A 24,300-nucleotide genomic window follows, 5' to 3' on the forward strand; every position below is an offset into this window, starting at 1 on the left:
ATTGCCGGGTAGCTATGTTCGGAATAGATAACCGCTGAAAGCATCTAAGCGGGAAACTAGCCTCAAGATGAGATCTCACTGGGACCTTGAGTCCCCTGAAGGGCCGTCGAAGACTACGACGTTGATAGGTGGGGTGTGTAAGCGCTGTGAGGCGTTGAGCTAACCCATACTAATTGCCCGTGAGGCTTGACCATATAACACCCAAGCAATCTGTGACTCGAATGAGCATCAGATTGCGGTGACTGTGAAGACGACACGAACCGAAAGTTCGCGACGCACACGCACAAAAGACACCTGACTATCACATACCCGATTTGCCGAAACGTCGCAAGACGCGTCGGTACCCGAATTTCTTGACGACCATAGAGCATTGGAACCACCTGATCCCATCCCGAACTCAGCAGTGAAACGATGCATCGCCGATGGTAGTGTGGGGTTTCCCCATGTGAGAGTAGGTCATCGTCAAGATTGAATTCCAGAACCCCTGATCGCTTACGCGTTCAGGGGTTTTGTTTATCTGCTCGATTTATATCGCAGACATAAAAAAGCCACCTCATTGGGTGGCTTTTCATCTATTGCGGCATCAGTCGCCGCGATACTCACACCCGCTGGTGCAAGTCTCATGGATGCGAATTGCAGAGAGTTCGGGCAGTAGTGGCTTCAGTTCGTTCCAAATCCATTTCGCCAGATTTTCGCTGGTTGGATTGTCGAGGCCTGGAATGTCGTTCAGATAGTTGTGATCGAGGCGCTCATAAAGTGGCTTGAAGGTTGCTTTTATCTCGGAAAAGTCACGTATCCACCCGGTGTGTGGATCGACATCGCCAGCCAGATAGATTGCCACCCGAAACGAATGCCCGTGCAGGCGGCCGCACTTGTGGCCCTCTGGCACGTGTGGAAGACGATGGGCGGACTCGAAGGTAAACTCTTTAAAAATTTCCACAATCAATCAACTCTTAAAAATGGCGATCGCCGTAACGAGACGTGCAGTCACGAGTTTATCAGCAATGGTTTGACGGATGCGTTTAAAACCGCTTTCAGGCTCCTGTCTGCGATACCGACGAACGCGCGTTCTGCATCAAAGGATGTTGAAGCCTGTGTTGATGGCCTCTGGCCAGACAGATTCAGCTTCAATTAAGTTGATGGGGGTATCCTCTGAGTCTGGAAAAAAATGTCTCAGTGGAGATCAATAATGAAGACATTGTTAACCCTTTTTACTGCCGCGTTGTTCGTCTGTTCTGTCGGTTTAGCCTCCGCCCGCGATATTGGTCAGGAGGAGGCAGCGAAGCTGCGCACCGCCGGCATTATTCAATCAACGGAACAGCTGAAGGCCGCAGCGCTAGCGGCGCACCCCGGTGCAACTATTACTGATAGTGAGCTGGACGAGGAGTACGGCAAACACGTTTATCAGGTCGACTTACGTGATCCGCAAGGTATTGAGTGGGACGTGGAGGTAGATGCCACCAATGGCACCATACTCAAGGACCATCAGGACAAGTAGATGACAGTTGAAAAGCGTCTCGCAGTCATTTGCGGCCTGATGCTGGTGTGCATCGCTGGGCAAGCACGAGATCTTGATCAAGACGAAGCACTGACCTTGCGCCAGACCGGTGTCATCCTGCCCCTCGAGCAGCTGGTCGACTTAGCATTGGGTCGTTACCCCGGCGCCAGGTTGCTCGAAGCCGAGCTTGAAGAGAAACACGGCGTCTATGTGTATGAGTTTGAGGTGTTGACCAGGGAAGGCGTTGTCCGCGAACTGAAGTTCGACGCGCGTGACAGCCGACTGTTGAAAGACGAGGAAGACGACTGATGCGCTTGTTATTGGTGGAAGATCACGTTCCATTGGCCGATGAGCTACTTGTCGGCCTGGGTAAGCAGGGGTACGCCGTGGACTGGCTCGCTGATGGCCGCGATGCAGTGCATCAGGGCCTGAGTGAGCCTTACGATTTGATTGTGCTGGATCTGGGGCTTCCCGGTCTCCCGGGGTTGCAGGTTCTGGAGCAGTGGCGCGCTTCTGGCCTGGTCATCCCAGTATTGATTCTGACAGCCCGGGGATCATGGTCCGAGCGTATCGAAGGACTGAAGGCCGGAGCGGATGATTATCTGACCAAGCCGTTTCATCCTGAAGAATTGCAGTTGCGCATCCAAGCACTGTTGCGACGCTCTCATGGCCTCGCCAATCAACCCCGTCTGGAATCCGCAGGTCTTCATCTTGATGAGGGGCGGCAAAGCGTCAGCAGTGATGGAGTGGATATCCAACTCACTTCCGCGGAGTTCCGACTGCTGCGCTACTTCATGCTTCACCCCGAACAGATCCTGTCCAAGAGTCATTTGGCTGAACACTTGTACGATGGAGAAAACGAGCGTGATTCCAATGTGATTGAAGTGCATGTCAATCACCTGCGTCGCAAGCTTGGCAAAGCCGTCATAGAAACCCGCCGGGGCCAAGGTTATCGATTCGGTGGAGCGCCTGTTTGAAGTCTATTCAGGGGCGTCTCAGTCTGGGTCTGATCAGCGTCATGGTGGTCGTATGCGTGATTCTGGCGCAAATCAGCCTGTGGCTTTTTGAAGTCGGTTTGCAGCGTTATCTTGAAGCCGGCCTGCGTAATGAGAGCGAAAACCTGCTGGTTGCGCTGGTGCGTGGACCAACTGGCTTGCAACTTGATGAACATCGCTTGTCCCCGGCGTATCAGCGACCTTACTCGGGTCATTATTTTCGCGTGGACTTCGATCAGGGGCACTGGCGATCCAGGTCGCTGTGGGACCTCGAATTGCCTGAGCTTGACGGCATCGGGCTGCACGCCAATCTCGAGTTGGGCACGACCGGCCAATCCCTGCTGTTGCTCAATACGGAATATCGCAAGTTCGGGCAGTCTATTTCGATCACCGTCGCACAGGATTACACGCCCGTCAGAGCAAGCTTTCAGCGAGTACAGCAATTTGGCCTTGGGCTCGGGCTTGCAGCGCTGCTGGTCATTCTTGTTCTACAGCGCATTACCGTGCGTCGCGCATTAAGGCCGTTGGAGAATGTTCGCAAGCAGATATTCCAGTTGCAGCAGGGCCAGCGATCGCAGCTTGATAGCGAGGTGCCGCTTGAGCTGGAGCCGCTTGTTGCGCAGATCAATCATTTGCTCGCCCACACCGAAGACAGTCTCAAGCGCTCCCGTAATGCTTTGGGCAACCTCGGACATGCGCTGAAAACTCCATTGGCTGTTCTTGTCAGCCTGGCATCGAATTCCCAGCTTGATGCCTACCCCGCGTTGCGCAACACCTTGCGCGAACAGTTGGAGCACATTGAGCAGCGGTTGGTTCGCGAGCTCAATCGGGCACGCTTGTCCGGAGATGCACTACCCGGTGCGCGTTTCGACTGCGATGCAGAACTCGGTGGGCTGCTGGCGACGTTGCGCATGATTCACGGCGATCATCTGGAGCTGTCGACCAAGGTGGCCAGCGGCCTATGTCTGCCTTGGGATCGCGAAGACATTCTTGAGCTGCTCGGCAACCTGATGGACAACGCCTGCAAGTGGGCTGACAGTGAGGTGTTGCTGACCATTACCGAGCAAGAGCAGGGCTTTTGTTTGTTGGTTGAAGATGATGGTCCGGGCATTCCTGAATCCAGACGCGAGGAAGTGTTCAGCCGCGGCGCCCGGCTGGATGAGCAAATCACCGGGCACGGATTGGGCCTGGGCATTGTGCGAGACATCATCCACGCCTGGGGTGGCGAACTCAGGCTGTTGGAAAGTCCGCTTGGCGGATTACAGGTGCGTATCGATTTGCCGTTGGGACCGGTCTTGCTCTGAGGCTGTACGACACTGCTGCAGTCGATAGAAGTTTGGTCCTGCAAACAATTCGGAGGATTCTCAACTTTCCAGACAAATGGCCGTTAAACAGGTTAACTGCACCTTACCCAATAAAAACAAACTGATTTCTGGAGCTCTATGCGTATTAGCCTGAAAGCCAAAGTACTTTCGCTGGCGGTGCTGCCGGTGCTGATATTTGCGCTGGTGATCAGCGTAGCGACCGTTGTCATGCTGCGCGAGCAGGCGCAGCGCGAGGTCAGTGAGACGCGTGAGCGCTTGCTCGCGGAAGCCAAGTCGACCCTGCAAAGCTATGTCGCGGTCGCCATGACCACCATCAAGCCAATCTACGATGCTGCTGCGCCGGGTGACGACGCTGCGCGCGCTCAGGTCATCAAGCTGCTCTCCAATATCACCTACGGCAAAGACGGCTACTTCTTCGGTTACGATTCCCAATCGGTGCGCCTGTTCAAGGCCAGCAGTCCGGATGGCGTTGGCAAAAGTTTCAAGGACGCCCGCGATCCCAACGGCGTTTATGTCAACAACGAACTGGTTGCCGTTGCTAAAGCCGGTACGCATTACCTCCTTTATTCATCACCGCTGCCGGGTAAGACCGAGTTACTGCCAAAACTGGGTTACACCGAGTATTTGCCTAAATGGGACATGGCGGTCGGGTCATCGGTAAATCTGGATGGTATCGACGCTCAGGTAGCAGTGGTCGAGAAAAGCGTCGAAGCACGTTTGCAGGAGATGCTGCTTAGCATCATTGGCATCGCGGTGCTGGTTCTGATCATCATCACTGCAGTCGGGACCATCCTGGCGGGCACCTTGCTGCGCCCACTGCGCCTGATGAAAGCCAATCTTGATGATATCGCTGCGGGGGAGGGTGATCTAACTCGCCGCCTGACGATTACCAGCCAGGATGAACTCGGTGACCTTGCCGGATCCTTCAACCGTTTCGTCGACAAAATCCATGGTCTGGTGCAGCAGATCGCGGGCATGACAACGCAATTGACCGGGCTTGTCGGGCAGGTTTCCAGCCAGGCGCAACGGTCCGAACAGGCGATGGAGCGTCAGCGCCACGAAACCGATCAGGTGGCCACCGCGATCAACCAAATGTCTGCGGCAGCCCAGGAAGTGGCGAAGAGTGCGCAGGGCGCATCGGTCGCCGCGCAGCAGACCGACGAGCAAGGTCAGTCCGCCAAGCGTGTGGTGGACGGCAGCATCAAGCAGATTCATGCGTTGGTGGAGGATATCCGCAATAGCGGTACGTCTCTGGACAGCCTGCAGCAGGACGTTTCCTCTATTGTCAGCGTACTCGGCGTGATTCGCTCCATTGCCGAGCAGACCAACCTGCTTGCCCTCAACGCCGCTATTGAAGCCGCGCGGGCCGGGGAGGCGGGACGTGGTTTCGCGGTTGTAGCTGACGAAGTGCGGGCCCTGGCCAGTCGCACTCAGCAAAGCACCCAGGAAATTCAGGGGATGATTGATCGACTGCAAAAGGGCACTCAGACGGCAGTAGATGCCATGCGCCGCTCCAGCGAGGCTGGCGATGGTACTTCCGTGCAGGCCAATCAGGCAGGAGCGTCTCTGGATGCGATCGGCCATTTGATCGGCACCATCAACTCGATGAACGCGCAAATTGCCAGTGCAGCCGAAGAGCAGACTGCCGTGGCTGAAGAGATCAATCGCAGCGTGCACCAGATCGCTTCGGCAGTGGATATCGTGGCCGATGAAACCCGCCAGAGTGCCGAAACCTCTCGCAATCTGGATGACCTTGGCCGTCGCCTGGGTGCGCTGGTAAACCAGTTCCGCGTCTGATCCTTCAAGGACGCGTCCTGTCCTGATTCGCTCGTCTCCAGATTGTATCCACCATCCTCAGGTAATCAGTTCGCTGATTGCCAGGATGATGGCACTTGCCCGTGGATTGGCGGACTAAGCACTAGGTCCAGCGATTCGCGGGCCTCTGACATGGAAAGTACATGAACGAAACCACGTTGCAATACAAAACCTTATTGATGTTGCTGGTGCTGGTCACCATCGCTTTCGTGTGGATCCTATTGCCGTTTTACGGAGCGGTATTCTGGGCAGTGATCCTCGGCATCATCTTTGCTCCGCTGCAACGTCGCTTGCTGCTGCGATTCGGCTGGCAACGGAACCTGACGTCCTTGTGCACGCTGTTGATTTGCCTGGTGATAGCCATCCTGCCCGTCATTGTCATCAGTGCCTTGCTGGTTCAAGAGGGTGCCACGTTGTACAAAAACTTGGAAAGCGGGCAGTTGGATATCGCCAGCTATCTCGCTGAATTCAAGGGATTGCTGCCACCTTACCTGCAGCACTGGCTTGATCGCCTCGGTATGGGCGACCTCAACGGTCTGCGCGACAAAATTGCCAAGGGCGCGATGCAGGGCAGCCAGTACCTTGCAACTCAAGCCTTCAGCTTTGGGCAGGGTACGTTTGATTTCGTGGTGAGCTTCTTCATCATGCTTTACCTGCTGTTCTTCTTTCTGCGAGACGGCCAGGATCTGGTACGCAAGATTCGCATCGCCGTGCCACTGGCCGAACCGCAGAAGCGCCGCCTGCAACTGAAGTTCACCCGCGTGGTTCGCGCTACGGTCAAAGGCAACGTAGTGGTGGCGATCACTCAGGGTGCTTTGGGTGGGTTTATCTTCTGGAGTCTCGACATTCCCAGCGCATTGCTTTGGGCGGTCATCATGGCGTTCCTGTCGCTGTTGCCGGCGGTCGGGGCGGGGATCGTCTGGGCGCCAGTTGCGGCGTACTTCCTGCTCAGCGGTATGATCTGGCAGGGCGTAGTGCTCTCGCTGTTCGGGGTATTCGTGATTGGTCTGGTGGACAACGTCCTGCGTCCGATTCTGGTCGGCAAGGACACCAAGATGCCGGATTACCTGATCCTGATCTCAACCCTGGGTGGCATGGCCGTGTTCGGCCTGAACGGCTTCGTCATCGGGCCAATGGTCGCTGCGCTGTTCATGTCGACCTGGGGCCTGTTCGTCGGCGCCAAGAAAGCCGTGCGCTTGCCGGGCTAGCGCTGCAAACAAGACGTTTGTATTGACCAAAAAAAACCTGCTCATGTGAGCAGGTTTTTTTAGGTCTACTGGATCAGCTCGCGAGTTGCAGGCCCGCGTGCAGCACCAGGTCCAGCAAAGGTTGTGGGTAAACCCCAAGCGCGAACGCCAGGACAGCAATGGCCAGCAACATCACGCCGCCAGTGCGTTGTGCCCAGTTGAACTGTGCATCGTGACGCGGCAGCTTGGAGTCAACCAGATACAAAGTGACCATCACGCGCAGGTAGTAGAACACGCCAATGGCACTACCGATGATCAGCGAACCGGTCAGCCACCACAGGTGCGCTTCAACACCGGTAGCAATGATGTAGAACTTGCCGATGAAGCCCGCAGTCAGCGGAATGCCCGCAAGGGACAGCATCATCAGGGTCATCACGGCAGTCAGGTACGGACGGCGCCAGAACAGGCCGCGGTACTCGAACATCGCGTCGGCATCACGACCGCTGTAAGGCGAGGACATCATGGTGATGACGCCGAAGCTGCCCAGGGTAGTGATGACGTAGGTCACCAGATAAACACCAATCGCTTCAACCGCCATGCCTTTGCTGGCAACCAGCGCGATCATCAGATAGCCGAAGTGAGCGATGGACGAATAACCCAGCAGACGCTTGAGGTTGGTCTGAGTCAGCGCCAGCAGGTTGCCGACGAGGATCGAGGCAACGGCGATCACCGCCAGTACGTCATGCAGCACACCGCTGCTGGCCGCCGGCGAAATCTGGAACAAACGCACCAGCACGGCAAACACCGCGACTTTACTGGCGGTTGCCAGGAACGCCGCTACCGGGGCAGGGGCGCCTTCGTAGACGTCCGGCGTCCACAAGTGGAAAGGTACCAGCGACAGTTTGAACGCCAGACCGACCAGCATCATGCCCAGGCCCAGGCTTGCGATCGGGCTCGGCAGGCCGGTTGCAGCCAATGCCTTGCCAATCCCGTCGAAGCTCAAGGTGCCGGCTTCGGCGTACAGCAGCGCCATGCCGAACAGCAGGAATGCGGAGCCTGCGGCTGACAGGACCATGTACTTGATGCCGCCTTCCAGCGAGCGCTTGTTGAAGAAGGCATATGCCACCAGTCCGTACACCGGCACCGACAGCAGCTCCAGACCGATGAACAATCCGGCCAGATGCTGCGCGCTGACCAGAACCATGCCGCCGGCAGCGGCCATCAGGATCAGCAGGTAAAGCTCTTCGCGATTGCCGGGGTAGCCGACCTTGCCATCACCTAGATAGGCGTGGGCCATGGTCACACAGGCCAGGGTCGACGCCAGGATCAGCGCCATGTAAAGGCAGGCGAAGCTGTCGATGTGTAGCAGCGGCGTGACGACCAGCGGCGCGACTTTCAGTGCCGGGTAGATCGACAGCAATGCCAGGTTGAGGCCTGCAACGGACAGCAGGAATGTTTGCGAGTGATTGCGACGCCACGCGATTGCCAGCATCACCACGACAATCGTGGCACTGGTAATCAGCAGCGGCGCAAGCGCAATAAAGTGTTGAATCGTCAGGTCCATAGCGCTCTTACCGGGCCGAAGCGAGTTGAGTGAAGGCGGTGCCGAGCCATTGCTGCACGCCATGCATGGTCGCTGCCGAAGTATCGAGGAACGGCTGCGGGTAAACCCCGAGCACCACCAGCAATACGGCAAGTCCCAGCACCATAATCAGTTCCCGTGCGTCCATACCCTTGAGGATCGCGTCCGATTTGGACGGTCCGAAGTAGGCGCGGTGGATCATGATCAGCGAGTAGACGGAGCCAAACACCAGACCGGAAGTGGCGATTGCCGTGATCCATGGCGAGGCGACAAAGTTGCCCAGCAGGATCAGGAACTCGCCGACGAAGTTACCGGTACCCGGCAGCCCCAACGAAGCGGCGGCGAAGAACAGGCTGATCGCCGGCAGATAGGCGATGCGCGACCACAAACCGCCCATTTCACGCATGTCCCGCGTGTGCATACGTTCGTACAACTGACCGCTGAGGATAAACAGCGCAGCTGCCGACAGGCCGTGGGCAATCATCTGCACCACTACGCCTTGTAGCGCTTGTTGGCTGCCGGAATAGATACCGATCAGGACGAAACCCATGTGCGAAACGCTGGAATACGCGATCAGACGCTTGATGTCGGTCTGGGCGAAGGCCAGGAAGGCACCGTAGAAAATGCCGATCAGACCCAGCACCATCGCGATCGGAGCGAATTCGGCCGATGCGTTGGGGAACAACGGCAGGGCGAAGCGCAGCAGACCATAAGCAGCGGTTTTCAGCAGGATACCGGCCAGATCGACCGAACCCGCTGTCGGCGCCTGGGCGTGAGCGTCCGGCAGCCAGGAGTGGAAAGGCACGACCGGCAGCTTCACCGCGAAGGCAATGAAGAAGCCCAGCATCAGGATGTATTCAGTGCCTGGCGCCAGTTGGGTCTTCAGCAGTGTGGCGTAATCGAAGGTGATCACACCGGTCTGGTTGAAGTTGACCAGTACCAGCCCCAGGATCGCCACCAACATGATCAGGCCGCTGGCCTGAGTGAAGATGAAGAACTTGGTCGCAGCGTAGATTCGAGTCTTCTTGCCGTCCGATGAGCTATGACCCCAGAGCGCGATGAGGAAGTACATCGGCACCAGCATCATTTCCCAGAAGAAGAAGAACATGAACAGGTCGATGGCGAGGAACACGCCAATGACACCGCCCAGGATCCACATCAGGTTCAGGTGGAAGAACCCGACCTTGCGCTGGATCTCGTTCCACGAGCACAGCACTGACAGAATGCCGAGCAGGCCGGTGAGCAGGATCATCAGCAGCGACAGGCCATCCAGCGCCAGGTGCACGCTGATACCGAAGCGCGAGATCCACAGGTGCTTGAATTCAAGCGCCCAGGTTGGGTCGACGCCGGGAGCCGGTGCGTAACTGAAGTTGCCAGTACTCCACAACCAGAGGCCCAGGGCCAGTTCGAGGGACATGGTCAGCAGCGCGATCCAGCGCGGCAGGGTGGAGCTGTATTGCTCACCCAGCCAGCACAGCAGGCCGCCGATAAAGGGGATCAGGATTAGCCAAGGCAGAATCATGACGGGCTCAATTCCTTTCGCAAATTCGCAAGGTTCATGTCAGACCGCAACCGCAACGACGGCGCCGAGTACCAGTACGGCACCTACGGCAATCGAAGCAGCGTACCAACGCAGTTGGCCGGTTTCGGTGCGGCTCATGGCGTCATGACCCCCCTTGACCAGACGTGGGATCAAACCAATGGTGCGATCCAGCGGATCGCCGCGCAGCACATGGCTGATAGCCAGATAAGGTTTGACGAACAATTTGTCGTAAACCCAATCGAAGCCCCATGCCGCGAACCACCAGGCCGAAAGGAAACGGCCCGGACCACTGTTGGCAATGGCAGTAACCAGACGGCGCTTGCCGAGGAACAGCAAGGCTGCCAGCAGGATACCGGCCAGGGCGATGGCACCCGAGGCGATTTCCAGACTGTGCTTGGCTGCGCCGCCGGCATGACCGACGCTTTGCGGCAGTACATCAGCCAGTGGTGGGGTGATCATCGCGCCGATAAACGTCGACAGAATGATCAACACTGACAGCGGCAGCCAGTGAGCGATCCCGTGACCTGCGTGGGCTTCAGTCTTGGCTTCACCATGGAACGCGATGAAGATCAGGCGGAAGGTGTACAGCGAAGTCATGAATGCGCCGACCAGACCTGCATACAGCAGCGCATGGTTGCCGCTGGCGAAGGCTTCCCAAAGAATTTCATCCTTGGAGTAGAAGCCGGCGGTCAGCAGTGGCAGGGCCGACAAAGCCGCGCCGCCAACGATGAAGCTGGCGTAGGCCAATGGCAGTTTCTTCCACAGGCCGCCCATCTTGAAGATGTTCTGCTCGTGGTGGCAGGCAACGATGACCGCACCGGATGCAAGGAACAGCAGCGCCTTGAAGAAAGCGTGCGTCATCAGGTGGAAGATCGCGCCTTCCCAGGCACCCACGCCCAGCGCCAGGAACATGTAGCCGATCTGGCTCATGGTCGAGTAGGCGAGGATACGTTTGATGTCGGTTTGCACCAGTGCCGCAAAACCCGCCAGCACCAGGGTTACGCCGCCGACAATGCCGACCAGATGCAGGATGTCTGGAGCCAGCGCGAACAGGCCGTGGGTACGGGCGATCAAGTAGACGCCTGCGGTCACCATGGTTGCGGCGTGGATCAGTGCCGAAACCGGGGTAGGACCGGCCATCGCATCTGCCAGCCAGGTTTGCAGCGGCAGTTGCGCGGATTTACCGACCGCACCGCCGAGCAACATCAGGGTTGCCAGGACAATCCAGAAATCGCCGACCTTGAAATGCTCCGGCGCCCGCACCAGCAGCTCCTGCACGTTCAGGGTGCCCAGTTGCTGGAACAGGATGAACAGGCCAATGGCCATGAACACATCGCCGATTCGGGTCACGATAAAGGCTTTGAGTGCGGCGTTACCGTTGTTGCGGTTGCTGTAGTAGAAACCGATCAACAGATAACTGCACAGGCCCACGCCTTCCCAGCCGAAGTACAGGAACAACAGGTTATCGCCCAGGATCAGGAACAGCATGCTGGCGATGAACAGGTTGGTGTACGCGAAGAAGCGTGAGTAACCCGCCTCGCCACGCATGTACCACGATGCAAACAGGTGGATCAGGAAGCCGACACCGACCACGACGCCGAGCATCGTGACGGAAAGACCGTCCAGATACAGCGCGAAGTTCGGTTCGAAGCCATCCACAGTCATCCAGCGCCACAGCACCTGGGTGTAGTGACCACCGTCAGGCGGTGCAACATTGAACTGGAAGATGACCCAGGCCGAAACAATGGCCGACAGCCCGATGGAGCCGACGCCGATCAGCGCCGCGAGGTTTTCCGAGATGCGTCCGCGAGAGAACGACAGCAGCAGAAACCCGATCAGGGGGAATACGAAAGTCAGAAAGAGAAGGTTCATCCGCGCATCTCGCTGGCAGCGTCGATATCGAGAGTGTGGAAGCGGCGATACAGCTGCATCAGGATCGCCAGGCCAATACTGGCCTCGGCAGCAGCAAGGCTGATCACCAGGATGAACATGATCTGTCCATCCGGTTGTGCCCAGCGGCTGCCGGCAACGACGAACGCCAGAGCTGATGCGTTCATCATGATCTCCAGGCTCATCAGCACGAAGAGTATGTTGCGGCGCACCATCAGGCCGACCAGACCGAGGCAGAACAGGACGCCGGCGACAGCCAGCCCGTGTTCCAGAGGGATTGCATTCATTGGCTTGGCTCCTTCGCCTCGTTACGGCCCAGGTGGAATGCCGTGACGGCTGCAGCGAGCAGCAGCATCGAAGCGAGTTCCACCACCAGCAGATACGGTCCAAACAGACTGATGCCGACCGCTTTGGCATCGACAGTGGTATGGCCGATGCTGGCGCCGGTCGAACTGCTGAACAGTACGTACAGCAGTTCAGCCAGCAACAGCGCGCCGAGGATGACCGGGCCGATCCAGATGCCGGGTTTGAGCCAGGTGCGCTCCTGCTGGACCGAAGCCGGACCCAGGTTGAGCATCATCACCACGAAGACGAACAGCACCATGATTGCGCCTGCATAAGCGATGACTTCCAGCACGCCGGCAAACGGTGCGCCGAGGCTGAAAAATGTCATCGCCACGGCGATCAGCGAAATGATGAGGTAGAGCAGGGCGTGCACCGGGTTGGTGTTGGTGATCACTCGAAGAGTGGACACCACAGCGACACCCGATGCGAAATAGAAAGCGAATTCCATCTTTCTTCCTTAAGGCAGCAAGCTCTTGACGTTGATCGGTTCGGCTTCATTCTGCGCAGAGCCTTTAGGCTTGCCAGCGATGGCCATGCCGGCGACGCGATAGAAGTTGTAGTCGGGGTTCTTGCCGGGGCCGGAGATCAGCAGATCTTCCTTCTCGTAGACCAGATCCTGACGCTTGAACTCGGCCATTTCGAAATCCGGTGTCAACTGGATTGCCGTGGTCGGGCAGGCTTCTTCGCACAGGCCGCAGAAAATGCAGCGCGAAAAGTTGATGCGGAAGAACTCCGGATACCAGCGACCGTCGTCAGTCTCGGCTTTTTGCAGCGAGATGCAGCCGACCGGGCAGGCCACCGCGCACAGGTTGCAGGCCACGCAACGCTCTTCGCCGTCGGGATCACGGGTCAGGACGATGCGGCCACGGTAACGCGGCGGCAGGTAAACCTGCTCTTCCGGGTACTGCAACGTGTCACGCTTGCGAAATGCATGTGAGAACACCATCACCAGGCTGCGAAGCTGGGTGTAGGTGCCATGCACGATATTGAACAAATACTTGAGCATGGTTTATATCCTCACTGAGCCACGCCGGCGGGCGTGTTCAGCAACACGACCGCGGCGGTCACCAGCAGATTGATCAGGGTCAGCGGCAGGCAGAATTTCCAGCTGAAATCCATCACCTGGTCATAACGTGGGCGCGGAATCGATGCGCGCAACAGGATGAACAGCATGATGAAGAACGCGGTCTTCAGGGCGAACCAGACAAACGCCAGCGAAGGCAGGATGTTGAACGGGCCATGCCAGCCGCCGAAGAACAGCGTGACCAGCAACGCCGAGATCAGCACGATCCCGATGTATTCGCCAACGAAGAACATCCCCCATTTCATACCGGCATATTCGATGTGATAACCATCGGCCAGTTCCTGCTCGGCTTCCGGTTGGTCGAACGGGTGGCGGTGAGTCACCGCAACGCCTGCGATGAAGAACGTACAGAAGCCGAAGAACTGCGGAATGATGAACCACAGGTTCTGAGCCTGGTATTCAACGATGTCGCGCATGTTGAACGAACCGACTTGCGCCACGATTCCCATCAGCGACAGGCCCATGAACACTTCATAGGACACGGTCTGGGCCGAAGCCCGCAGACTGCCGAGCAAGGCAAACTTGTTGTTGCTCGACCAGCCAGCGAACAGCACCGCATACACCGACAGACCGGCCATGGCGAAGAAGAACAGCAAGCCGATGTTCAGGTCCGCCACGCCCCAGGTCGGGGTGATCGGGATGATGGCGAAGGCGATCAGCAAGGCACTCATGGCCACGACCGGCGCCAGGGTGAAGATCACCTTGTCAGCGAACGGCGGCGTCCAGTCTTCCTTGAAGAACATCTTGATCATGTCGGCGGCAATCTGGAAGGCGCCGAAAGGGCCAACCCGGTTCGGGCCGTAACGATCCTGCCAGAGGGCGAGCAAACGACGCTCTACCCAGCTGAGCAATGCACCGCAGACCACCACGGCCAGCAGGATGACAATCGCCTTGACTACCGAGATGATCGCGTCGACCACTTCAGGTGTGAACCAGGTCATAGCGCTGCCTCCTGCAGACCATCAACGGTTTTGCCGAACACGGCTGGCGAAATGCCCGCAAGACCGACTGGCAAACCAACCAGACCTGCACCCAGTTCTTCGTTGATGCGCAGCGGCAGACGCAAGGTCTGGCCGGCAACGGTCAAGCTCAACAGGGCACCGTCATTGACGCCCAGGCGATCAGCTTCGGATTTGGCCAGAGCAACGTAAGCTTCTGGAATACGCTCCTGGACCGGCGCAGCAAGGGACGATGTTTCGTCGCTGCCGAACAGGTGATAGAACGGCACCACCTGCCAGGTGCCGCGCGCTGGCGAAAACGCGCCCGGTACGCTGGCGAACCAGGACAGCGCGTCGCCAGTGCTTTCGATCAGGCGAGTGCCCGGATCGCCAGCACGCAGGTGACCACCGACTTCGTCCTGGAACTTGTTCCAGGCTTGCGGCGAGTTCCAGCCCGGAGACCAGGCGAATGGCACTTGCTGACGCGGCTCGACCGAACCCGAGTAACCTTCCATGGAGAACGCGAACGCGGTGTCGTTGTCCTGGGAAGTACGCGGCTCATGCACGCTGATGTCGGCGCGCATGGCAGTCCGGCCGCTGTAACGCAATGGCTCGCGGGCCAGCTTCAGGCCTTTGATGCGGAACGACGCAGAAGGTGCAGCGTTGACGATACCGGCCAGTTGCGGCGTGCTTGCAGCACAGGCGGCCGTGACGTGATCGAGTTGAGTCCAGTCCACCGGCTTGTTCAGCAGGGTCGAACGCAGAGCATGCAGCCAGCGCCAGCCTTCATGAACCAGGATGCTGGCGTCCAGATAAGTTGGATCGAACACCTGGAAGAAGCGCTGGGCGCGGCCTTCCTGGCTGATCAGCGTACCGTCGCCTTCCGCGAAGCTGGCGGCTGGCAGGATCAGATGAGCGCGTTCGCTGGTCGGGGTTTTCTGGTGGTCCGCAACGATCACCACTTTCGCGGCATTCAATGCGGCATCGACTGTGGCCGCATCGACGCGACGGTACAGGTCGTTTTCCAGAACCACGATGGCGTCGGCCTGTCCGGAAATCACCGCTTGCAGCGCGGCGTCGACGGAATCACCACCGAACATCGCCAGACCCATGCTGTTGGCTTCCGGCACGATCAGGCTGATGGAGCCTTGCTTGTCGCGCAGTTTCAGTGCCTTGGCGATGTTGGCGGCGGCTTCGATCAACGCGGTCGAACCCAGCGAGCTGCCGGAAATGATCAGTGGACGCTTGGCTGCCAGCAGTGCATCGGCAATGCGTTGCGCCAACGCCAGTGCTTCGCTGTCCAGGCCTTCAACGGCCGGGGCGCTGGCATCCAGTGCGTGGGCCACGGCAAAACCGATGCGGGCCAGATCATCCGGTGCTGCGTGAACGCATTCTTCGGCAACATCATCCAGCTTGGTTTCAGCCAGGCTGGCGATGAACAGCGGGTTTAGCTCGTGCTGGCCGATGTTTTTCACCGCAGCGTCGAGCCACGGCTGGACTTTCATCGCCGCAGCCATGTCTTCGGCCTTGCCTTTCACCGCCTGACGCAGGCCCAGGGCCATACGTGCAGCAGTCTGGGTCAAGTCTTCGCCGAGGACGAAAATCGCGTCGTGGTCTTCGATGTCGCGCAGGGTCGGGATCGGCAGGGGGCTATCGTTGAGCACCTTGAGGATCAGGCGCACACGCTCCAGTTCACCGGCTTCGATACCCGAATAGAAATGCTCGGCACCGACCAGTTCACGCAAGGCAAAGTTGCTTTCGAGGCTGGCGCGTGGTGAGCCGATACCGACAATGTTGCGACCGCGCAGCAAATCGGCGGCCTTGTCGAGTGCGCCATCCAGGCTCAGCTTGACCTGGCCGTCAGCCAGCAGCGGCTGGCGAGGGCGGTCTTCGCGGTTCACGTAGCCGTAGCCAAAACGACCACGGTCACACAGGAAATACTGGTTTACCGAGCCGTTGAAGCGGTTTTCGATCCGGCGGATCTCGCCGTAACGTTCACCAGGGCTGATGTTGCAGCCACTTGAGCAGCCGTGGCAGATGCTTGGTGAAAACTGCATGTCCCATTTACGGTTGTAGCGCTCGGAGTGGGTCTTGTCGGTGAACACGCCAGTTGGGCAGACCTCGGTGAGGTTGCCGGAAAACTCGCTCTCCAGCGTGCCGTCTTCGACGCGTCCGAAGTACACGTTGTCATGCGCGCCGAATACGCCGAGGTCAGTGCCGCCCGCGTAGTCTTTATAGAAGCGCACGCAGCGGTAGCAGGCGATGCAGCGGTTCATCTCGTGAGCGATGAACGGGCCGAGTTCCTGATTCTGGTGGGTGCGTTTGCTGAAGCGATAACGGCGCTCGTTGTGGCCGGTCATCACGGTCATGTCTTGCAAATGACAGTGACCACCTTCTTCGCAGACCGGGCAGTCGTGCGGGTGGTTGGTCATCAGCCATTCGACGACACTGGCGCGGAAGGCCTTGGATTCATCGTCTTCGATGGAAATCCAGGTGTTGTCGGTGGCGGGGGTCATGCAGGACATGACGATGCGACCACGGGTGTCGTTCTCGTCGGTGTACTGCTTGACCGCGCACTGGCGACAGGCGCCAACGCTGCCGAGGGCGGGATGCCAGCAGAAATAAGGGATGTCGAGGCCCAGGGACAGACAAGCCTGTAACAGGTTGTCTGCACCGTCGACTTCGAGCGCTTTGCCGTCTACGTGGATAGTGGCCATGGTTCAAAGTTCTTCGTTGGCCCGGTGTCAGCGGGCGTGGCTAATGGAATCTCGGTGCTATCCGACTCAAACAGCCTGTCATGGCGCAGTCGGATAAGGACGGCAGCCTTGTGGGCCGCCGACCGGTCTGTCTTGTTATGCGCCAACCAGGGTCGGGCTGATGACCTGGGTCAGGCTGCCCGCCACTGCTGGCGCGATACCTGCCTCGAATTCAGGCCTGAAGTATTTGATCGCGCTGCCAAGAGGTTCCACGGCGCCCGGTGCGTGGGCGCAGAAGGTCTTGCCAGGGCCGAGGAAGTTCACCAGGCCCAGCAGGGTTTCGATATCCCCCGGCTGACCATGACCTTTCTCGATGGAGCGCAGAATCTTCACGCTCCACGGCAAGCCATCGCGGCAAGGTGTGCAGAAACCGCACGACTCCTGGGAGAAGAACTCTTCCATATTGCGCAGAAGCGAAACCATGTTGACCTTGTCGTCGACCGCCATGGCCAGACCGGTACCCATCCGCGTACCGACCTTGGCGATGCCGCCTGCGTACATTTGCGCGTCCAGGTGTTCCGGCAACAGGAAGCCGGTACCGGCGCCACCTGGCTGCCAGCACTTGAGCTTGAAGCCATCGCGCATGCCGCCCGCGTAGTCTTCGAACAGCTCACGCGCCTGCACGCCGAAAGGCAGTTCCCACAGACCAGGGTTTTTCACCTTGCCGGAGAAACCCATCAGTTTGGTGCCGTGGTCTTCACTGCCTTCGCGAGCCAGGGATTTGTACCAGTCGTTACCATTGCCAACGATGGCCGGCACGTTGCACAGGGTTTCGACGTTGTTCACGCAGGTCGGCTTGCCCCACACGCCAACGGCGGCGGGGAAGGGCGGCTTGGAGCGTGGGTTGGCGCGACGGCCTTCCAGGGAGTTGATCAGCGCGGTTTCTTCGCCGCAGATGTAACGCCCGGCGCCGGTGTGCACGAACAGCTCGAAGTCAAAGCCGGTGCCCAGGATGTTCTTGCCCAGCAGACCCGCGGCCTTTGCTTCGGCCACGGCGCGGTTCAAATGCCTGGCAGCGGTGACGTATTCGCCACGCAGGAAGATGTAGCCGCGATAGGCTTTCAACGCCCGCGCACTGATCAGCATGCCTTCCACCAACAGGTGCGGCAGCTGTTCCATCAACATCCGGTCTTTCCAGGTGTTGGGTTCCATTTCATCCGCGTTGCACAGCAGGTAGCGGATGTTCATGGATTCGTCTTTAGGCATCAGTCCCCACTTCACACCTGTGGGGAAGCCTGCACCGCCGCGCCCCTTGAGGCCGGAGTCCTTCACGGACTGCACGATGTCGTCAGGCGATTGCTCGGCGAAAGCCTTGCGGGCGGCTGCATAACCGTCTTTGGCCTGATACTCGTCAAGCCAGACCGGCTCGCCGTCGTCGCGCAGGCGCCAAGTCAGTGGATGGGTTTCTGCCGTGCGCGTTATGCGGTTGGCAGGGCCGAAGGAAGTGATGGTCATGGGTAACCCTCCAGCATCTTGGCAACGCCCGAAGGCTGCACGTCACCGAAAGTGTCATCGTCGACCATCACGGCCGGGGCCTTGTCGCAGTTACCCAGGCAGCAGACCGGCAACAGGGTGAAACGCCCGTCGGCAGTGGTCTGGCCTGGCGCAATGCCCAGGGAGTTCTGGATTTCTTCGACCACTGACTCGTGACCGGCAATGAAGCAGACCATGCTGTTGCAGACGCGGATGATGTGGCGGCCAACCGGCTGACGGAAGATCTGGCTATAGAACGTTGCCACGCCTTCGACGTCGCTGGCGGGAATACCCAGCAGGTCGCCGATGGCGTAAATGGCGCCGTCCGGCACCCAGCCGCGTTCCTTCTGCACTATTTTCAGGGCTTCGATAGACGCCGCACGCGGGTCTTCGTAGTGATGCAGCTCATGCTCGATGGCCGAGCGCTCGGTTTCGCTGAGGGCGAAACGGTCTGTCTGGATAAGCGGGCTATTCATGCTTAGCGGTCCACGTCGGCCATAACGAAATCGATACTACCCAGGTACGCGATCAAGTCCGCGACCATGCTGCCTTTGATCACCGAAGGGATCTGTTGCAGGTGCGGGAAGCTTGGGGTGCGGATCCGGGTACGGTAGCTCATGGTGCCGCCGTCGCTCGTCAGGTAATAACTGTTGATGCCCTTGGTCGCTTCGATCATCTGGAAGGATTCGTTGGCTGGCATGACCGGGCCCCACGAAACTTGCAGGAAGTGCGTGATCAAGGTTTCGATGTGCTGCAGCGTGCGCTCTTTGGGCGGCGGCGTGGTCAGCGGGTGATCCGCCTTGTACGGGCCTTCCGGCATGTTGCGCATGCACTGCTCGATGATCTTGATGCTTTGGCGCATTTCTTCGACGCGCACGATGCAGCGGTCATAGGCATCGCCATTGACGGCCAGCGGCACTTCGAACTCGAAGTTCTCGTAACCCGAATAAGGACGCGCCTTGCGGATGTCGAAATCGCAACCGGTGGAACGCAGACCTGCGCCAGTGACGCCCCATTCCAGGGCTTCCTTGGTGTTGTACGCCGCGACGCCGATGGTCCGGCCACGCAGGATGCTGTTGTCCAGAGCCGCCTTTTGATATTCGTCCAGACGCTTGGGCATCCACTCGACGAAATCCTTGACCAGTTTTTCCCAGCCGCGTGGCAGGTCGTGCGCGACGCCACCGATGCGATACCAGGCCGGGTGCAGGCGGAAACCAGTGATGGCTTCGATCACCGTGTAGGCTTTTTGCCGGTCGGTGAAGGTGAAGAACACTGGCGTCATGGCGCCCACGTCCTGGATATACGTACCCAGGAACAGTAGGTGGCTGGTGATCCGGAAGAACTCGGCCATCATGATACGGATGACGTCGACTTTCTCCGGCACCTTGATACCGGCCAGTTTTTCTACCGAAAGCACGTACGGCAGGTTGTTCATCACGCCGCCGAGGTAGTCGATCCGGTCGGTGTACGGGATGAAGCTGTGCCAGGACTGGCGCTCGGCCATTTTCTCGGCACCACGGTGGTGGTAACCGACATCGGGAACGCAGTCGACGATCTCTTCACCGTCCAGCTGCAGAATGATGCGGAATGCACCGTGGGCCGAAGGGTGGTTCGGGCCGAGGTTGAGGAACATGTAGTCTTCGTTGGTGCCGGAACGCTTCATGCCCCAGTCTTCCGGACGGAAACGCGCGGCTTCCTCTTCCAGTTGCTGTTTGGCAAGGGTCAGGCTGAACGGGTCGAATTCGGTGGCACGGGCCGGGAAGTCCTTGCGCAACGGGTGACCTTCCCAGGTCGGCGGCATCATGATCCGGGTCAGATGAGGGTGACCAGGGAAGTCGATACCGAACATGTCCCAGACTTCGCGCTCGTACCAGTTGGCGTTTGGCCAGATGCCAGTCACCGTCGGCACGCTCAGGTCGCTCTCGGACAAGGCAACCTTGATCATCACGTCGCTGTTACGTTCGATCGACAGCAAGTGGTAGAACACGCTGAAGTCGGCGCCCGGCAAGCCTTGACGCTTGGTGCGCAGCCGCTCGTCCATGCCATGCAGGTCGTACAGCATGACGTAGGGTTTGGGCAGCTGACGCAAAAACGTCAGCACTTCGATCAACCGCGCGCGCTCGACCCACAGCACAGGCATGCCAGTGCGGGTCGGCTGGGCGCTGAACGCTTCGGCGCCAAAACGGTTGTTCAGTTCAACGACGACATCTTGGTCGTCAGCCTTGTAAGGCGGGATGTACAGAGCACTGCCTGTAGTCATGATTTTTTTATCGCTTTCGGTCAACGTAAAGAATGAAGCCAGGTTCTCGTCTCTTTAACAGGAGCAGAACTGGATCAGACTTCGTCGGGGCTGCGCAGATTGGTCACTGCGATTCGCTGTTCGCGGCGCTGTTCCTTTTGCGACGGCATCTCGGCGCGATAGACGCCTTGTTCACCGACGACCCAGGACAGAGGGCGACGCTCCTGGCCGATGGATTCCTGCAACAGCATCAAGCCTTGCAGAAATGCTTCGGGGCGGGGCGGGCAGCCAGGCACATAGACATCCACAGGCAGGAACTTGTCCACGCCCTGAACCACGGAATAGATGTCGTACATGCCACCGGAGTTGGCGCACGAACCCATGGAAATGACCCACTTGGGTTCGAGCATTTGCTCGTAGAGACGCTGAATGATCGGCGCCATCTTTATGAAGCAGGTCCCGGCAATAACCATGAAATCCGCCTGACGCGGTGATGCCCGGATAACCTCGGCGCCGAAGCGGGCGATGTCGTGGGGCGCCGTGAAGGCGGTGGTCATTTCCACATAGCAGCACGACAGGCCGAAGTTGTACGGCCACAAGGAGTTTTTACGCCCCCAGTTGACCGCACCGTTCAGCACGTCTTCCAGCTTGCCCATGTAGATGTTTTTGTGGACTTGGTCTTCTAACGGATCGGAAACAGTTTCCCGTTTGCCGATTGGATACTCTTCATTGGGAGCATCCGGGTCGATCCTGGTGAGATTGTATTGCATCGCCAAAGCCTCATTGTTTCAGCTTCGCTTGCCGAATACGGCGACCTTCAGGAGCCCAATCCAGCGCTCCAACCCGCCATAGGTAGACAAGACCTGCCAACAGAATTGCTATGAAAACGAGTGCTTCGACAAATCCGGTCCAGCCGCTTTCGCGGACGGACACAGACCAGGCAAAGAGAAAGAGGGCTTCAATGTCGAAGATCACGAAAAGCATCGCGACCAGATAGAATTTTGCCGAAAGGCGCAAGCGGGCGCTGCCAGTAGGCAGCATGCCGGACTCGAACGGTTCGTTTTTGCTGCGGCCCCAGGCTTTGCTGCCCAGAAGGCTGGAGACACCAAGCATGAAGGCACAGAGGCCGACAACACCTAAAAGGAAAATGGCGAAGCCCCAGTTGTGGGCAATCAATCCTGTCGGTTCGTGCATGCTGGATTTCCTTGACAGAGATCAAAGGTCTCTGGGCTTGAATAGAGTATAGGCAGTGACTATATGTCGCAGCGACATCAACCGCGGTGATTTTATGGGTAAACAGTTGGCAAGTAAATTTTCTACATCAAATTAATTTGACGAATTAATCACTTGCGCACTGGGGTATCGGCTCGCGGGCAGGCTGGGCGGGCATTGGCAGGGTTTTGGTTAATAATGTTTCCTGCAAAATGTAAGGAACAAGGAGTGATTGCTAAATGATAATAAGTATCATTTGATCTTATCCCGGCAGTTTTCAGTAAAACACGCAGAACAGTGAGTGTTTATTAAAACAGCAAGTTGCAACTAGTAATGGACTGTCAGCCAGGAGCGTGTTCGTTGGAGCGAGGCTTGCCCGCGAGGGCTATATTTCAGCTCTCGATGTCCGGTGAGCGTGTTGACCTCTTCGCGGGCAAGCCTCGCTCCAACGGAAGAAAGTGATCCAGTGGGCCGCCGACTTAGGCATTACACATAAAAAAACCGCCCCGAAGGGCGGTTTCTTCACATCAGGTGCAAGCCAATCAGTGGAACTGTTCTTCTTCGGTGGAGCCGGTCAGCGCCGTTACCGATGAAGTGCCGCCCTGAATGACCGTGGTCATGTCGTCGAAGTAGCCAGTGCCGACTTCCTGCTGGTGCTGCACAAAGGTGTAGCCTTTGGCGGCGTCAGCGAATTCCTGCTCTTGCAGTTTCACGTAGGCAGTCATGTCGTTGCGGGCGTAGTCGTGCGCCAGGTTGAACATGCTGTGCCACATGTTGTGGATGCCGGCCAGAGTGATGAACTGGTGCTTGTAGCCCATTGCCGACAGCTCGCGCTGAAATTTCGCAATGGTCGCGTCGTCCAGGTTCTTCTTCCAGTTGAAGGATGGCGAGCAGTTGTACGACAGAAGTTGGTCCGGGTATTCCTTTTTGATCGCTTCAGCGAAGCGACGGGCTTCGTCCAGATCCGGCTTGGCGGTTTCACACCAGATCAGATCGGCGTACGGCGCGTAGGCCAGACCGCGGGAGATAGCCTGGTCCAGTCCGGCGCGAACTTTATAGAAGCCTTCTGGCGTGCGGGTGCCAGTCACGAACTCCTTGTCGTACGGGTCGCAATCCGACGTCAGCAAGTCTGCAGCGTTCGCGTCGGTACGGGCCAGAATAATGGTCGGTACACCAGCGACGTCTGCTGCCAGACGCGCAGCGGTCAGCTTTTGCACGGCCTCCTGAGTTGGCACCAGTACTTTGCCGCCCATGTGGCCGCATTTCTTGACCGAGGCCAGCTGATCTTCGAAGTGAACGCCTGCAGCGCCAGCTTCGATCATGCTTTTCATCAGTTCGTAAGCGTTCAGCACGCCGCCAAAACCGGCTTCGGCATCGGCAACGATTGGTGCGAAGTAGTCGATATAGCCTTCATCGCCTGGATTTTTACCGGCTTTCCACTGGATCTGGTCAGCGCGGCGGAACGAATTGTTGATGCGCTTGACCACAGTTGGAACCGAATCCACCGGGTACAACGACTGATCCGGGTACATCGACTCTGCCGAGTTGTTGTCGGCGGCCACTTGCCAGCCGGACAGGTAAATCGCCTGAATGCCGGCCTTGACCTGCTGCACAGCCTGACCGCCGGTCAGGGCGCCCATGCAGTTGACGAAGTCCTTGTCAGGACGGAACGAAGGCTTGGCACCCTGGGTGACCAGATTCCAGAGCTTTTCCGCGCCCAGTTTGGCGAATGTGTGTTCAGGTTGAACCGAGCCACGCAGGCGGACGACATCAGCGGCGGAATAAGTACGGGTCACGTTTTTCCAGCGCGGATTTTCAGCCCAGTCTTTTTCGAGAGCTGCTATTTGTTGTTCGCGTGTCAGTGCCATGGAGATAAACCTCGTCGCAAAAGTATCGCATCGGTTTTGGGTGGAAAATTCCTTGCTCCGCCAAAACGCCCCGGTTATCGAAGGCACATGGATGGCTGCTCGCTGATCAGAGAAGTGGCTGATCGAGCCTGGTTTGCGTGGTTGCGACGGGTGAACGATGAGCTCAAGTCGGGAAGAGCGGGCATATGGCCTGACCCATGTCTGCAGTTTGGCTCGTGGATGCCTTCATGCAGTCATTTGACGGGTTGAGCTATCGACCTATTACGCTTCCGTCCCTCAGGACAACTTCGTTCCAGTAGCAACCTCGTCAAACTGCCTTGTGGGCGGTACAGACACGAATCGGCTCAAGTGGGTAGGTTAGAGCGCGATCCGAAGGCTCTTTGCAGGGCCTCTGATTAGCGGGAGCGGGGCAATCATGCCTCGTCGTATTTAACCCGTCAAACGTTTTGTAGTGCTTTTATGCGTCCACTACATCTTTGGTCTAATACGACTAGTCAGTCAGTTCCGGGCCCTTCAGTGCTGATTTTTCTGCGACCGCCGACAGGTAGCG

Annotated in this window: 21 protein-coding genes, 2 rRNA genes and 1 pseudogene; 9 read left to right on the forward strand and 15 right to left on the reverse strand. The window is 58.1% G+C overall.

What is annotated here, in order from left to right:
* Nucleotides 1-194, forward strand: a 23S ribosomal RNA gene (locus tag AFK24_RS13890); the annotation flags it as partial.
* Nucleotides 195-352: 158 nt separating this feature from the next.
* Nucleotides 353-468: ribosomal RNA gene (gene rrf, locus AFK24_RS13895) — 5S ribosomal RNA — on the forward strand.
* 115 nt (nucleotides 469-583) lie between these two features.
* On the opposite strand, the gene queD is transcribed toward rrf, so the two are convergent.
* Complete coding sequence (queD, locus tag AFK24_RS13900) at nucleotides 584-940, reverse strand: 6-carboxytetrahydropterin synthase QueD (RefSeq protein WP_080482152.1); 357 nt, start codon at nucleotides 938-940, stop codon at nucleotides 584-586.
* Nucleotides 941-1,189: 249 nt separating this feature from the next.
* Between queD and AFK24_RS13905 the strand changes: the two genes are divergently transcribed.
* The 7 genes and pseudogenes from AFK24_RS13905 (at nucleotide 1,190) to AFK24_RS13930 (ending at nucleotide 6,841) form a co-directional block, all read left to right on the forward strand.
* The gene (locus AFK24_RS13905; RefSeq protein WP_065833756.1) at nucleotides 1,190-1,498 is read left to right on the forward strand and encodes a PepSY domain-containing protein; all 309 of its coding nucleotides are present in this window, start codon (nucleotides 1,190-1,192) and stop codon (nucleotides 1,496-1,498) included.
* Entirely contained in the window at nucleotides 1,499-1,807 is a 309-nt protein-coding gene (locus AFK24_RS13910; RefSeq protein ID WP_065833757.1) for a PepSY domain-containing protein, read from the forward strand. It begins immediately after the preceding gene.
* On the forward strand, nucleotides 1,807-2,475 hold the full coding sequence (locus AFK24_RS13915; RefSeq protein ID WP_065833758.1) for a response regulator transcription factor: 669 nt from the start codon (nucleotides 1,807-1,809) through the stop codon (nucleotides 2,473-2,475). The genes AFK24_RS13910 and AFK24_RS13915 overlap by 1 nt, the downstream gene beginning before the upstream one ends.
* Nucleotides 2,472-3,797 (forward strand): sensor histidine kinase, encoded by a 1,326-nt coding sequence (locus tag AFK24_RS13920; RefSeq protein ID WP_065833759.1) that lies wholly within the window; start codon nucleotides 2,472-2,474, stop codon nucleotides 3,795-3,797. The genes AFK24_RS13915 and AFK24_RS13920 overlap by 4 nt, the downstream gene beginning before the upstream one ends.
* A 228-nt stretch (nucleotides 3,798-4,025) precedes the next feature.
* Nucleotides 4,026-4,757: pseudogene (locus AFK24_RS32055) on the forward strand (cache domain-containing protein); the annotation flags it as partial.
* Nucleotides 4,758-4,859: 102 nt separating this feature from the next.
* The gene (locus AFK24_RS32060) at nucleotides 4,860-5,615 is read left to right on the forward strand and encodes a methyl-accepting chemotaxis protein (protein ID WP_430962161.1); all 756 of its coding nucleotides are present in this window, start codon (nucleotides 4,860-4,862) and stop codon (nucleotides 5,613-5,615) included.
* A gap of 161 nt (nucleotides 5,616-5,776) precedes the next feature.
* The gene (locus AFK24_RS13930; RefSeq protein WP_065833761.1) at nucleotides 5,777-6,841 is read left to right on the forward strand and encodes an AI-2E family transporter; all 1,065 of its coding nucleotides are present in this window, start codon (nucleotides 5,777-5,779) and stop codon (nucleotides 6,839-6,841) included.
* Between the two features lie 73 nt (nucleotides 6,842-6,914).
* Here the strand turns inward: AFK24_RS13930 and nuoN are convergent, their stop codons facing one another.
* From nuoN to aceA, 14 genes are all read right to left on the reverse strand, one after another.
* Complete coding sequence (gene nuoN / locus AFK24_RS13935; RefSeq protein WP_065833762.1) at nucleotides 6,915-8,384, reverse strand: NADH-quinone oxidoreductase subunit NuoN; 1,470 nt, start codon at nucleotides 8,382-8,384, stop codon at nucleotides 6,915-6,917.
* 7 nt (nucleotides 8,385-8,391) lie between these two features.
* Nucleotides 8,392-9,924: an NADH-quinone oxidoreductase subunit M gene (gene nuoM, locus AFK24_RS13940; protein ID WP_065833763.1), complete on the reverse strand. Its 1,533-nt coding sequence runs from the start codon at nucleotides 9,922-9,924 to the stop codon at nucleotides 8,392-8,394.
* A 39-nt stretch (nucleotides 9,925-9,963) separates the two neighbouring features.
* A complete protein-coding gene (gene nuoL, locus AFK24_RS13945) occupies nucleotides 9,964-11,817 on the reverse strand; it encodes an NADH-quinone oxidoreductase subunit L (protein WP_065833764.1) in 1,854 nt (617 codons plus the stop codon).
* Complete coding sequence (gene nuoK, locus AFK24_RS13950; RefSeq protein ID WP_065833765.1) at nucleotides 11,814-12,122, reverse strand: NADH-quinone oxidoreductase subunit NuoK; 309 nt, start codon at nucleotides 12,120-12,122, stop codon at nucleotides 11,814-11,816. Before nuoK ends, nuoL begins: the two co-directional genes overlap by 4 nt.
* A complete protein-coding gene (nuoJ, locus tag AFK24_RS13955; protein WP_065833766.1) occupies nucleotides 12,119-12,628 on the reverse strand; it encodes an NADH-quinone oxidoreductase subunit J in 510 nt (169 codons plus the stop codon). The genes nuoK and nuoJ overlap by 4 nt, the downstream gene beginning before the upstream one ends.
* Before the next feature lie 9 nt (nucleotides 12,629-12,637).
* Complete coding sequence (gene nuoI / locus AFK24_RS13960) at nucleotides 12,638-13,186, reverse strand: NADH-quinone oxidoreductase subunit NuoI (RefSeq protein ID WP_020290198.1); 549 nt, start codon at nucleotides 13,184-13,186, stop codon at nucleotides 12,638-12,640.
* A gap of 11 nt (nucleotides 13,187-13,197) precedes the next feature.
* The gene (nuoH, locus tag AFK24_RS13965; RefSeq protein ID WP_065833767.1) at nucleotides 13,198-14,205 is read right to left on the reverse strand and encodes an NADH-quinone oxidoreductase subunit NuoH; all 1,008 of its coding nucleotides are present in this window, start codon (nucleotides 14,203-14,205) and stop codon (nucleotides 13,198-13,200) included.
* Nucleotides 14,202-16,919: an NADH-quinone oxidoreductase subunit NuoG gene (gene nuoG / locus AFK24_RS13970; protein WP_065833768.1), complete on the reverse strand. Its 2,718-nt coding sequence runs from the start codon at nucleotides 16,917-16,919 to the stop codon at nucleotides 14,202-14,204. The genes nuoH and nuoG overlap by 4 nt, the downstream gene beginning before the upstream one ends.
* A 135-nt stretch (nucleotides 16,920-17,054) precedes the next feature.
* On the reverse strand, nucleotides 17,055-18,413 hold the full coding sequence (gene nuoF, locus AFK24_RS13975; RefSeq protein ID WP_065833769.1) for an NADH-quinone oxidoreductase subunit NuoF: 1,359 nt from the start codon (nucleotides 18,411-18,413) through the stop codon (nucleotides 17,055-17,057).
* Nucleotides 18,410-18,907, reverse strand: coding sequence for an NADH-quinone oxidoreductase subunit NuoE (nuoE, locus tag AFK24_RS13980; protein ID WP_020290202.1), 498 nt, complete (start codon nucleotides 18,905-18,907; stop codon nucleotides 18,410-18,412). Before nuoE ends, nuoF begins: the two co-directional genes overlap by 4 nt.
* Nucleotides 18,908-18,909: 2 nt before the next feature.
* The gene (nuoC, locus tag AFK24_RS13985; RefSeq protein ID WP_065833835.1) at nucleotides 18,910-20,691 is read right to left on the reverse strand and encodes an NADH-quinone oxidoreductase subunit C/D; all 1,782 of its coding nucleotides are present in this window, start codon (nucleotides 20,689-20,691) and stop codon (nucleotides 18,910-18,912) included.
* Nucleotides 20,692-20,765: 74 nt separating this feature from the next.
* Nucleotides 20,766-21,440 carry a NuoB/complex I 20 kDa subunit family protein gene (locus tag AFK24_RS13990; protein ID WP_020290204.1) on the reverse strand — a complete coding sequence of 225 codons (675 nt, stop codon included), beginning with the start codon at nucleotides 21,438-21,440 and terminating at the stop codon, nucleotides 20,766-20,768.
* A gap of 10 nt (nucleotides 21,441-21,450) precedes the next feature.
* On the reverse strand, nucleotides 21,451-21,864 hold the full coding sequence (locus tag AFK24_RS13995; protein WP_020290205.1) for an NADH-quinone oxidoreductase subunit A: 414 nt from the start codon (nucleotides 21,862-21,864) through the stop codon (nucleotides 21,451-21,453).
* 560 nt (nucleotides 21,865-22,424) lie between these two features.
* A complete protein-coding gene (gene aceA, locus AFK24_RS14000; protein ID WP_065833770.1) occupies nucleotides 22,425-23,750 on the reverse strand; it encodes an isocitrate lyase in 1,326 nt (441 codons plus the stop codon).
* Nucleotides 23,751-24,300 lie beyond the last annotated feature (550 nt).

The sequence above is a fragment of the Pseudomonas syringae genome, from assembly GCF_001698815.1.
Taxonomy (GTDB): domain Bacteria; phylum Pseudomonadota; class Gammaproteobacteria; order Pseudomonadales; family Pseudomonadaceae; genus Aquipseudomonas; species Aquipseudomonas syringae_A.